The 12,552-nt window shown below is 31.1% G+C and carries 8 protein-coding genes; 6 read left to right on the forward strand and 2 right to left on the reverse strand.

Translation table 11 applies throughout. The annotated features are described in order from the left end of the window. The first annotated feature begins 3 nt into the window (after positions 1–3). From Q4Q35_RS19905 to Q4Q35_RS19930, 6 genes are all read left to right on the forward strand, one after another. Positions 4–4,386 (forward strand): translocation/assembly module TamB domain-containing protein, encoded by a 4,383-nt coding sequence (locus Q4Q35_RS19905; RefSeq protein WP_303279785.1) that lies wholly within the window; start codon positions 4–6, stop codon positions 4,384–4,386. Between the two features lie 158 nt (positions 4,387–4,544). Further along, the gene (gene pfkA, locus Q4Q35_RS19910) at positions 4,545–5,531 is read left to right on the forward strand and encodes a 6-phosphofructokinase (RefSeq protein WP_303279786.1); all 987 of its coding nucleotides are present in this window, start codon (positions 4,545–4,547) and stop codon (positions 5,529–5,531) included. A 17-nt stretch (positions 5,532–5,548) separates the two neighbouring features. Continuing rightward, positions 5,549–6,550: a type I glyceraldehyde-3-phosphate dehydrogenase gene (gene gap, locus Q4Q35_RS19915; RefSeq protein WP_303279787.1), complete on the forward strand. Its 1,002-nt coding sequence runs from the start codon at positions 5,549–5,551 to the stop codon at positions 6,548–6,550. 74 nt (positions 6,551–6,624) lie between these two features. Then, on the forward strand, positions 6,625–7,485 hold the full coding sequence (locus Q4Q35_RS19920) for an N-acetylglucosamine kinase (RefSeq protein WP_303279788.1): 861 nt from the start codon (positions 6,625–6,627) through the stop codon (positions 7,483–7,485). A 36-nt stretch (positions 7,486–7,521) separates the two neighbouring features. After that, complete coding sequence (locus tag Q4Q35_RS19925) at positions 7,522–8,742, forward strand: ATP-binding cassette domain-containing protein (protein ID WP_303279789.1); 1,221 nt, start codon at positions 7,522–7,524, stop codon at positions 8,740–8,742. Positions 8,743–8,861: 119 nt separating this feature from the next. Then, a complete protein-coding gene (locus tag Q4Q35_RS19930; protein ID WP_303279790.1) occupies positions 8,862–10,295 on the forward strand; it encodes an ATP-binding protein in 1,434 nt (477 codons plus the stop codon). Between the two features lie 411 nt (positions 10,296–10,706). Here the strand turns inward: Q4Q35_RS19930 and Q4Q35_RS19935 are convergent, their stop codons facing one another. Together Q4Q35_RS19935 and Q4Q35_RS19940 are read right to left on the reverse strand one after the other, a co-directional pair. Further along, the gene (locus Q4Q35_RS19935; RefSeq protein ID WP_303279791.1) at positions 10,707–11,564 is read right to left on the reverse strand and encodes a T9SS type A sorting domain-containing protein; all 858 of its coding nucleotides are present in this window, start codon (positions 11,562–11,564) and stop codon (positions 10,707–10,709) included. A 585-nt stretch (positions 11,565–12,149) separates the two neighbouring features. Further along, on the reverse strand, positions 12,150–12,530 hold the full coding sequence (locus tag Q4Q35_RS19940) for a RidA family protein (RefSeq protein WP_303279792.1): 381 nt from the start codon (positions 12,528–12,530) through the stop codon (positions 12,150–12,152). Between the last annotated feature and the right edge of the window lie 22 nt (positions 12,531–12,552).

Here is a 12,552-nt window from a genome sequence, read left to right on the forward strand (position 1 = left end):
TTGATGCTTATACTTGCTATTCCCATAGTGCAAACCAGTTTAGGTAATTATGCAACAAAAAGGATAAATAAAGATTTTGGGACTAATATAAACATCGAGAAAATTGGTTTACAGCTAAATGGTGATGTAGAGCTTAAAAATATTTACATTGAAGATTACAGAAAAGATACCCTTATAAGCATTACCGAATTAAATACATCTATTTTAAATTACGGCAACTTATCCAAAGGCAAGTTAGAGTTTGGAGATATAGATATTATAGGTTTAGTTTTCAATATAAAAACATATAAGGGTACTATGGATACCAATTTGGATGTTTTTGTGGCAAAGCTAGAAGGAAACAATCCAAAGAAAGGAGATGGTAGCTTTTTACTATCCTCGAGCGATGTATCTATTTATAATAGCATTTTTAGGCTATCTGATGGAAATAAAGAAACTACAGAAGTTCTCCATTTTAGAAATTTAAATATTAATGCGACCAATTTTTTAATAAAAGGAAGTGATGTAAGTGCAAGAATTAACACATTATCTCTTTTAGATAGTCGTGGTTTGGCTATGGAAAATCTAATGACAGATTTTGCATATACGCTAAAGGATATGACCTTTGCCAATCTAGAAGTAAAAACACCGCATTCTATTTTAAAAGGCGACCTAAAGTTTTCTTATAAAAGAGAAGATTTACAATTCTTTACAGATAAAGTTTTGGTTTCTGCAAGTTTTAAAGACTCTAACGTATTGTTAGACGAACTTAACGTGTTTTATGATGAGTTTGGTAACAATCAATCTGCTAAGTTTAATGCCAATATATCAGGTACTTTAAACGATTTAAAAGTATCAAACTTAAAACTGAATACGAATAGAAATACAAGAGTTTACGGTGATATAAACTTTAAAAATCTATTTAACAAGGAGAAAGACAATTTCTATATGAATGGAAGTTTTAGAAACCTGTCTTCAACATATAAAGACTTAAAAGCTTTACTACCGAATGTTTTAGGAGCCTCTATACCCACATCGTTTGATAGGTTGGGCATGTTTATAATTATTGGGAATTCACAAGTAACGACTTCTAAAGTTATAGCAGATGTTGAAATAATTACAGAATTGGGTTTTGTCGATTCTAATTTAGAAATAGCAAGGATTGATGATATTGATAATGCTTCATACAAAGGAAATATTGTTTTTGAGCAATTTGATTTTGGAACCTTTCTTGATGATCCTTCGGTTGGAAATGGCTCTTTAAATTTTGATGTAAACGGTAAAGGGTTTATCACAGAAACTATTAACACTCAGGTAAAAGGAGATGTTTTCGAAGTTACATATAATGATTATAATTATAAAGGTTTAAAAGTTGCCGGAAACGTTAGAAACAAAATTTTTGATGGAAACCTTAATGTAAATGATAAAAATTTAAAATTAAACTTCGCAGGACTAATTGATTTTTCTGAAGCTGTAAAAAAATATGATTTTGAGGCTAATGTTGGCTATGCCAATTTAAAAGTACTAAACTTTGTAAAGAAAGACAGCATATCCATTTTTAAAAGTAGGGTAAAAATGAATATGAATGCCAGCGACTTTGATGATGCTTATGGTAAAATTTCTTTTAGTAACACATCCTACAAAAACCAAAATGATAATTACTATTTTAATAAATTTGAGGTGTTTTCGCGATTTGAGAATGATACCCGATTTATTGAATTTAATTCCCCAGATATTATAGAAGGGGATTTAAAAGGGCGTTTTGTATTTAAAGATTTAGGGAAATTATTCGAAAATTCGTTAGGACACATTTATACCAATTATGTTCCGCACGAAGTAGCAACAAATCAAGGTATAGATTTTAATTTTAAAATTTATAATAAGATTATAGAAGTCGTTTATCCAGAAATAGAGCTCGGTAAAAATACATTTATACGTGGGCGTGTTGAAAGTGATGAAGAAAATTTCAAACTCACGTTTAAATCGCCAAAAATTAGATTACTGGACAATTTTGCCAATAATATAGAATTACAAGTAGATAACAGTAATCCACTTTTCAATACCTATCTGGAAGTTGATAGCTTAAAAACAAAACATTATAATGTTTCTAAATTCAATTTAATTAATGTTACAGTAAATGATACCTTGTTTATGCGTTCCGAATTTAAAGGAGGTAAGCGTAATAATGATAGTTTTAATTTAAGTTTTTATCATACCATTAACGAAGAAAATAAATCTGTTATAGGCTTTAAAAAATCGGATGTCACTATTAAAAATAATAAATGGTTTATTAATGAAAATAAAGACAGATTTAATAAAATTTCATTCAATAAAGACTTAACAGATTTTGATATTGATAAATTAAAGATTAATAATAAAAACGAAGAAATTAAAGTCTCTGGTTTTATAAGAGACTCAACAGAAAAGGATTTAAAATTAAACTTTAAAAATGTAGATTTAGTAAAAATAACACCGGATATAGATAGCTTGGCTTTGGCTGGAAATGTAAACGGTGAACTGAATATATTTCAAAAAAATGGAAATTATTTACCAACCTCTAAAATTGTTATAGACCACTTAAAAGTGAATAATTTCTTATTAGGTTCTTTTGATGCTAATATTACAGGAAATGAAACACTTACTAACTATAAATTAGACGCTACTATTAAAAATGATATTTCAGAATCTTTTAAAGCAAAAGGAAATATTAGTGTGATAGGTAAACAATCTAAAATAAATGTAAATCTGGATTTCAATAATTTTAATTTGGTGCCTTTAAACCCATTATTAGAAGACGTTTTAACGAATATAAGGGGAGAGGCCACAGGCGATGTAAATGTAATAGGGAATATTAATCATCCAGATATCAATGGAAGTTTAACTTTAAATAATTCGGGATTAGGTATTCCATATCTTAATGTCGATTATAGTTTTCAGGACAAGGCATCAGTTACCTTAAAAAAGCAAAGTTTTATTTTTAACAAGATTCAATTAAGAGATACTAAATTTAATTCAAAAGGAGAACTCAATGGGTCGTTAAGCCATTTAAACTTTTCTAAGTGGAATTTAGATTTAGATATAAAAACACCTCGACTGTTGGTGCTAGACACAAAAGAAGCTGAAGATGTTTTATACTATGGCACTGGTTTTATAGAAGGAAGAGCAAAAATATTTGGCCCTACAGAACAGTTGGTTATAGACGTAGTTGGAGAAACCAAACGAGGTACCGTATTTAAGATACCACTTAACGATGCCGAATCTTTTGGAGATAATACATTTATCCATTTTATAACAAAAGAAGAAAAAGAAGCCAGACAAAAAGGGGAAGAAGTTGTTTTTAATGAGATTAAAGGCTTGGAGTTAGATTTTGATTTAGACCTTACCGAAGAAGCAGAAGTTGAAATTATTATAGATAAAAGTACAGGACATTCATTAAAAGGACGTGGTAGAGGTGGTTTATTAGTTGAAATTAATACGAATGGTAAATTTAAAATGTGGGGAGATTTCTCTGTGTTTGAAGGTGTTTATAATTTTGCTTATGGAGGCATAATTCGAAAAGAATTTATTGTACAACCAGGGGGGACATTGGCATGGAATGGCGATCCGTTAAATGCCTTAATGGATATGAATGCTATTTATAAAACACAAGCTAACCCTTCACCATTATTAGATAACCCCATTAACAGAAGCATTCCTGTTGAATTAAATATTAGTCTAAAAGGCGATTTAGAGCAACCCGATCCAGATTTTAGTTTCCAGTTCCCTAATGTGAATTCAACCATTAAGTCCGAGTTACAATACCGTTTGGAATCTGATGATGATAGACAAAATCAGGCATTATATTTTTTAGCAACGGGAGGTTCTTTTAAGAATAGAGGAGCGGGCGATTTTAACGTCTCTGGTACCATTACAGAAAGATTAAATGGTATTATTGGTAATATTTTTTCTAATGAAGATAGTAAGCTTAATATAGGTTTAAATTACGAAGCAGGCGAAAATAGACCGGAATATCAAACCGGAGACAGAGTTGGAGTTACTTTACAAACACAAATTAGCGACCGAGTACTTATAAACGGTAAAGTTGGGGTGCCGGTAAGTGGAGCAGGAGCCACCGAAACTGTTATTGCAGGAGATGTAGAAATTGATTTTCTATTAAACGAAGATGGCACACTAACAGCAAAAGTGTTTAACAGGGAAAATAGCATTAGAAATTTTGGTGATGAGATAGGGTATACTCAAGGTATCGGACTTTCTTATAATGTCGATTTTGATACCTTTAAAGAATTACTTCAAAACTTCTTTAAAAAGAAAGAAAAAGAAGAAGTCGTTCCACAAGAAAAAATAGAAGAAGAAGATGCCAATGCCTTACCAAATTTTATTACAGTAAAGCCTTCTACACAAAAATAAACACTCATTTTTTGCCTTATTTACCAGATGTTTTCATCATAAAACGATTTTTTTTATTAACTAAAACGTTGTAGTTTACTAACTAAGATTAAAATAGGATAAATGCCATAGATATATGCATTTTGTTTATTAATTTTACCTGTAAATAACAAAGATTAATGCCAAAAGCAATAAAAAAATTAGCCGTTTTAACTTCTGGAGGAGACTCACCAGGAATGAATGCAGCTATTCGTTCGGTGGTTAGAACATGTGCCTATCATAACATAGAATGTTTAGGAGTTTACCGCGGATACGAAGGTTTAATAGAAGGCGATTTTAAGCCTATGGATGCCCGTAGTGTAAAAGGAATTATAAACAAAGGAGGTACCATATTAAAATCTGCACGTTCCAAAGAATTTAGAACAGTAGAAGGAAGACAAAAAGCCTTTAAACAAGTGGTTGATGCCGACATTGACGGATTAGTTGTAGTTGGTGGAGATGGTTCTTTTACAGGAGCTCTTATTTTTAACCAAGAGTTTGATTTTCCGGTTATGGGAATACCAGGGACTATTGATAATGATATTTACGGAACTTCACATACTTTAGGATTCGATACAGCACTAAATACAGTAGTAGACGCCATTGATAAAATTAGAGATACAGCAAGTTCACATAACAGACTATTTTTTGTAGAAGTTATGGGGCGTGATGTTGGGCATATAGCCCTTAATGTTGGCGTAGCAGGTGGAGCCGAAGAGATTTTAATCCCAGAAGAAGATTTAGGATTAGATAGATTAGTAGAATCATTAAATAGAAGTAGAACCTCTGGAAAAACCTCAAGTATAGTTATAGTTGCAGAGGGAGATAAAATTGGTAAAAACATATTCGAACTAAAAGATTATGTAGACGAAAACATGGAAGGTTACGATGTTCGAGTATCTGTACTGGGACATATGCAACGAGGAGGAGCACCATCATGTTTCGACCGTGTTTTAGCCAGTAGAATGGGTGTAAAAGCAGTGGAGTCTTTATTAGACGGAGAAACTAATTATATGGTAGGGTTGTTAGACAATAAAATGGAACTAACGCCATTAGATAAAGCCATAAAAGGAAAATCGAAAATTAACTTAGAATTATTGCGTGTCTCAGACATTATGAGCACTTAACATTTATAAACACAATCATGTCAAAATTAAAATTAGGAATTAACGGATTTGGAAGAATTGGAAGGATAGCATTTAGAGTGGCAGCTTCCAGACCAGATATTGAAGTAGTAGGAATTAATGATTTATTAGACGTAGAGCATTTAGCATATTTATTAAAATATGATTCCGTACATGGACAGTTTGAAGGAACTATTGAAACAAATAATGGAAATTTAGTAGTTAACGGAAATGAAATTAGAATTACTGCAGAGCGTAATCCAGAAGATTTAAAATGGGATGCAGTAGGAGCAGAAGTAGTTTTAGATTGTACAGGTATTTTTACTAATCTAGAAGGCGCACAAAAACATATTACAGCAGGAGCTAAAAAAGTAGCAATTTCGGCACCATCAGCAGACGCACCAATGTTTGTAATGGGAGTTAACCATGACGAAATAACGGCAGACCATAAGATAGTATCTAATGCATCTTGTACGACTAACTGTTTAGCACCGTTAGCAAAAGTAATCAATGATAAATTTGGTATTGCAGAAGGTTTAATGACTACAGTTCACGCTGCAACAGCAACACAATCTACAGTAGATGGTGTTTCTAGAAAAGATTACAGATTAGGTAGAGCATCTTTAAATAATATAGTACCAGCATCTACAGGAGCTGCAAAAGCGGTAGGTAAAGTAATTCCAGAATTAAACGGTAAATTAACTGGTATGGCTTTTAGAATTCCAACGGTTGATGTATCTGTAGTAGATTTAACGTGTCGTTTAGAAAAAAGCGCTTCTTTCGAAGATGTAAAAGCAGCATTAAAAGAAGCTTCAGAAAATGAGTTAGAAGGTATTTTAGGATATACAGAAGAAGGTGTTGTATCTCAAGATTTCGTATCAGAACCAAAAACAAGTACATTCGATGCAAACGCAAGTATGGCATTAAATGATAACTTTGTTAAGTTAGTATCTTGGTATGATAATGAGTTTGGTTATTCAACTAAATTAGTTGACTTAGCTCAGCATATCGGTTCAATATAAATTATTAATTTAGTCCACAGAATTGCTTTTTGTTAAACAAAAGTAATTTTGTGGATTTTTTTATATAAAAACTTATGATTTTAATTGTAGATAGTGGTTCTACTAAATCCGATTGGATAGCCGTAGATAGTGAAGGGAATCAATTACTGGAAAAGATACGTACAAAGGGTCTTAATCCGGCTATTTTACCGGAAAAGAAGATAAAAAAAATAATAAAATCTAATAGCCTATTAAAGGAGCACAAGAAAAGTGTCACCCATATTTTCTTTTATGGAGCTGGATGTGGTACCGTAAAACCTGTAGCACTTTTAAAAGACGTGTTACAAGGTATCTTTGTTAATGCCCATATTGAAATAAACGAAGATACTATGGCTGCGATTTATTCTACAATTAATCACGACAAAGAAGCAGCAGTAGTTTGTATTCTGGGAACTGGTTCTAACTGTAGTTATTACGACGGAGAGCAATTAGATCAACGTGTTGTGTCTTTAGGATATTCTATTATGGATGATGCTTCCGGTAATTATTTTGGACGTCAATTAATTAGAGACTATTACTTTAATCAAATGCCAGAAGACGTTAAAATAGCTTTTGGTAGTAAATTTAATATGGAGTCAGATTATATAAAGTATAATTTATATAAACAACCTAATCCTAATGCATATTTAGCAAGTTTTGCAGAATTTATGTTTTTACATAAAGATTCAGAATACACTATCAACCTAATAAAAGAAGGTATTCGATTATTTGCTACAAATATGATTATGCAATTTAAAGAAGAGCTAAAAACAGCCCCAGTACATTTTGCAGGCTCTATAGCATACTTTTCACAAGAAGAAATTAAATCTGTGGCTCAAGAGATGGGCTTTACAGTTGGTAATTTTGCAAGAAGACCTATTGAAGGCTTAGTAGATTACCATACAAAAAACCTATAGGTTTATTTATATTTTAATGTATTAAAACATTAATTTTTGTATCATCATACCGCGTTTTATATTTCCAATAAAGACAATAAGAAAAAGCTTATTGAAGGGATTATATCGGGAGAGATACTAAGTGATTATATTGATTTAAAAGGCGCGTTATTTTCTGAATTAACAGTTAATAAAATTATAGAAGAAGAAAAACGCCATGGCCGATTTGATGTTGTTACCAGTACAAAAAATAGCTTAGAGAAATCTTCCGAAGGAGAGCGTAGAAAGGCATTGTTAGCACACATTATTTCTAAAAAACCCGATTATATAATTGTAGATAATGTTTTTGATAATTTAGATGTAAACGCTCAAGAAAATATTGTAAGCACACTATCAGATTTAAGCAAACAAATATCAATTATTCAAATAGCAAATAGAAGGCTAGACATACTACCTTTTATTGAAAAGGTATATAAATTACAAGAAGGGAATTTAATTGATGATGTACATTTAAAAAATCAGCCAACACAGCCAAATTTTATTGCATCCATTCCAAAGTATGAAAGTCAAATTCAAATCAAGGGCAATACACTAATTAAGTTTAATGATGTAACTATTAATTATAAAGATAGAACCATTGTTAAAAATATTTTTTGGGAAGTTAAAAAGGAAGAATTTTGGCATTTAAAAGGTCCTAATGGTTCGGGTAAAAGTACTTTGTTATCTCTAATTACAGGAGATAATGTTAAAGGATATAATAAAGATGTCATGCTTTTTGGTGTTAAAAAAGGCAGCGGAGAAAGTGTTTGGGATATTAAAAAGAAAATCGGATATTTTTCTTCAGAAATGCTAAGAGGTTTTAAACGTCTGGATTCTATAGGAAATATGATTGCATCCGGGTTTTATGATACTATAGGTTTGTATAAAACACCAACAAATGCCCAAATTAAAATAACCCACCAATGGTTGCATGTTTTAAACATGTACGATATTAGAAAAAAAAACTTTTTAGAACTATCTAGAGGCCATCAACGATTAGTTTTAATAGCAAGAGCCATGGTTAAAAATCCGCCATTACTTATTTTAGATGAACCTTTAACAGGGCTAGACGATAATGATATTTCTTTGTTTTCTGAATTAATAAATAAAATTGCACAGGAAAGTAATACGTCTATATTATATGTTTCGCACAGAAAAGAGCCGGGTTTAAACCCAGATTATATTTATGAGCTAATTCCTGGTGAATGTGGCTCGATAGGAAGAGAAATTACTCAATAAATTTAAGTGCAGTTACATAATTCAATTAATCAGTTATAATACACTATTATACAGTTTTAAAGAAATAAAAAAATAAGTAATTATAAATAGTTTGATATAATTTAAATAAGTTTGTTAAAATGAATGGATTAATGAGCTTGTTTTCACGACTTACCAAACCTAAAAAAAAAAGAAAGATACTGTCTTCCTTTATTTTTATTTCTATTACCATAATTCTATTGGTGGGTTATTTCTTTCTTGAAAAGAAAATTAATTTAGAAACCACCGCATTATTCTTATTTATTCTGACCATAGTGCAAGTTTTCGTGTTGCAATATTTTTTTAAAAATCAAATAAAGCATGATGCCATACGATCCAATTTAGACATACGAATTAAAGAGTTAAAAGCCCGTCTGAAAGAGTCTGAAGAAACAGTCGAGCACAAATCCATTTATTTAGCAAACATGAGCTATGAGGTTCGTACGCCACTTAGTACAGTTTTAGGCATGCTAAATATGTTAAAGCAAACCGAGCTTGTTGATGACCAAAAAGCACAAGTTGAGATTGCAGAATATTCCTCAAAACACATACTGCAATTAGTAAAAATGGTTACAGATAATTCGGATGTGGAAACCGGAGATCTTAAATTAAATTTGTTGGGAATAGATTTAAAATCGGATTTATCTCATCTTTTTAAAGTTTTTGAATATCAAGCTTGGGAAAAAGGCTTAGAGTTTGATTTTAAGTTTTTATATGAAAAAAAGGATACGTTTTCTGTTGTAGCAGATTCAGCTAGAATTCAGCAAGTATTAATTAATTTAATTAACAATGCTATAAAGTTTACTAACTCAGGGAAAATAACAATCATAGTAGATCAAACCATTAACTTTGATGACGAGCAAATAGTGACCTTTTACATTAAGGACACAGGTATTGGTATGCGCCAAGAGGAAGTTAAACGCATTTTCGATAACGCTTCAAATCCATATAATACCTCTATGATGAAAGACTATAGAGGCGGTGGTATAGGGCTTTCTATTTCACATCAATTAGTAAAACTAATGGGAGGCGAGCTAAAATTAGAAAGTAAAGAAAATGAAGGATCTACGTTCTATTTCAGTTTGCAGTTGAAAAAAACGCTAAATATTAAAGAAGAAGAAATAGAACAAAAACCAATACTTCAAGATAAGTTTAGTGTTTTAGTAGCAGAAGATAATCGAATGAACCAAAAAGTTATTAAATTTTTGCTGGAACGACAAGGAGCCGATTGTACTTTTGTAAAAAATGGTATAGAAGCAGTCGAGCTGTATAAAATTTTAGATTTCGATATGGTATTCATGGATATTTATATGCCAGATATGGATGGTTACCAGGCTACTAAGTCCATTCAAAGAACTAGAAAATACATTAAAAATAGGACACCGATAATAGCTGTATCAGCCAGTGCTTTTGAAGAAGATATAGCTCAGGCAAAATTGGTAGGAATTAATGAATTTGTAGCAAAGCCAATAGACATGGATAAGTTAAAAGAGATATTAGTTAAATATGCTAAGAAGGATACTGCATCTAGTTAATCTTTAATGTTTTTCTTCGAAAAGAATACTCCTAGATAAATAAGGTAGACACTAATTTTAATTTTACGAATTTCTCTGCCTATCGGTAGGTATCAAACCTGTATGAGCTTAAACAGACTTGAAAGTATGATTCGTGTAAATTTGTGCTATTTGTGGCTTAATAATCATTTTAATTTATCCAATACACTCATGTTGCTAAAAACATAAAAGTTATAGATATCGTTTTTACTGCTACTTTTATAACTAAAGGTTTTGGTAGAGACTGTCTAAAAAGTGCCATTCTGAATGAGATGAAGAATCTCTTGGAGCTTTAAAGTTTTTATTTTTAAACAAACAAATAAGATGCTTTGTTTTGCTCTGAATGAGAAAGTTTCTCACTTTTTTTTAGACAGCCTCATGGTATTTTTTAAACTATTCTTTAATCAATCGCAGGGTCTTTATATATTTTCCATTAGAAATTTTCACAAAATAAACCCCACTTTTAAAAGAGCTTAAATCAATTGTTTCTTGTAGCTTACTCGATTTTTGAGATTTAATTAAACGACCGTTCACATCTAATATGTTAAACTCATTTTCAGTTGCAATTGCATTATTAAACTTAATCGTAACTTTATCTGTAGTAGGGTTAGGAGTAGCTGTTACTTTAAAATTGTCACTACTCTTTTCCTCAACACTCAAAGTTGCTTCAGGAATTGTTATTGATATGTTATGAAAATCAATGTATTGCGTACCTGAATCATTTGGAGTGCTTATAGTAAAAGATGAAAGGTTCGTATTATTATTAAAATCAGTATCAGTAAAACTAACGGTGGTACCAGAAGAGGCGGACGGCGGCACTATATCAGTAGCTTCCATTATTTCAACACTATTACCGCTGGTATCTCCAGAAATGCTAAATTGGAGCGTTTGCCCTGTTGGATTAAAATCTACAAAATCAATTTCATTTAAAGTAAATGTTTGCGAAGCCCCGTCTTTTGTTAAACTAATGTTCCATTCTCCTCCTCCTGATGGTGGATTTCCATAATAAAACATCTGGTCACCGTTATAACTGTATAGAAAAGCTTGACCACTGGTATCGGGACTATGAGAAGCAGTTAAAATATATTCAGACACATTACCATTATCATTAATAGAAATAGTTTGAGTAACACTTGCCCCAGATGTGGCGACCGTGCCATTATCAAAATCAAAAACAATTGTTTGAGAAAAAGCAATACCAGTAGATAAAGCTAATGTTGTTAATAATACGTTGCGTAATTTTTTTTTCATGGTTTTAAATTTTTAGGTTATTTTATACTTATGTTAACCTGTTGTGCATTTTGATTTATTTCTCTCAAAATGAACAATAGGTATTATTATATAAGATTATAATACATACTTAAGTTGTTCTAAAAAAAGTGCTAAAGTCAATCAAATTAGGGACGAAATAAGCATTTTAAGAGATTTAAGAAATTTTGAAACTGATTTCTGGTGACTATCAGGGTTTGGAAAAAGAGTAAACTTAAGTACAAATCATTTTTTTAGGATATTGGGATGCCTAATCTTGGATTTTTTAGAAATATGGTATAGAGATTAAATATCATATACCTGTTAAGTATACCGCCTTATTCGGCAGAATTAAATCCTTGCGAACAAATATTGTAGTATATTAAAAATAGATTTAAAAATCAACGATTCTATATTATGAAACCTTTAAAACAATGGCTTCACATGATGGTTAATCAAATGCAAGAGGAAACTATTAAGTTTATAACAAGCAATCATCACTAAGTAGATACTGTTTTAGCGACATTTAAGATTTAAATTGGTATAACCCACATTATACCTCGTGGATAGTTGGTTTTAAGACATTATTTATTTAATGGCAATCATGCTAATTTCTACATTAACATCTTTGGGCAGTCTGGCTACTTGTACCGTTTCGCGTGCCGGAGCTGTATCGTCATTAAAATAACTGCCATATACCTCATTTATTTGAATAAAATCATTCATATTACTAATAAAAATAGACGCTTTTATAACGTTCTCAAAAGTCATGTCTGCTGCTTTCAAAACAGCTTTAAGGTTCTGCATAACTTGTATTGTTTCAGTTTTAATATCGTCTAAAACAAGGTCTCCTGTTTCTGGGTTTATGGCTATTTGTCCAGAAGTATATAACGTATTACCACTTAATACAGCTTGGTTATAAGGGCCAATAGGGGCAGGAGCTTTGGATGTTGTAATTATTTTTTTCATGAAAATATTATTTATTTTATTT

It is taken from the genome of Flavivirga aquimarina (assembly GCF_030540835.1).
GTDB lineage: Bacteria > Bacteroidota > Bacteroidia > Flavobacteriales > Flavobacteriaceae > Flavivirga > Flavivirga aquimarina.

Excerpts from the sequence above, each read along its gene's own strand:
- Q4Q35_RS19920 (WP_303279788.1), top strand. The coding sequence starts at position 6,625 with ATGATTTTAATTGTAGATAGTGGTTCTACTAAATCCGATTGGATAGCC.
- Q4Q35_RS19905 (WP_303279785.1), top strand. The coding sequence starts at position 4 with ATGCTTATACTTGCTATTCCCATAGTGCAAACCAGTTTAGGTAATTAT.
- Q4Q35_RS19940 (WP_303279792.1), bottom strand. The coding sequence starts at position 12,530 with ATGAAAAAAATAATTACAACATCCAAAGCTCCTGCCCCTATTGGCCCT.
- Q4Q35_RS19935 (WP_303279791.1), bottom strand. The coding sequence starts at position 11,564 with ATGAAAAAAAAATTACGCAACGTATTATTAACAACATTAGCTTTATCT.
- gap (WP_303279787.1), top strand. The coding sequence starts at position 5,549 with ATGTCAAAATTAAAATTAGGAATTAACGGATTTGGAAGAATTGGAAGG.
- Q4Q35_RS19930 (WP_303279790.1), top strand. The coding sequence starts at position 8,862 with ATGAATGGATTAATGAGCTTGTTTTCACGACTTACCAAACCTAAAAAA.
- pfkA (WP_303279786.1), top strand. The coding sequence starts at position 4,545 with ATGCCAAAAGCAATAAAAAAATTAGCCGTTTTAACTTCTGGAGGAGAC.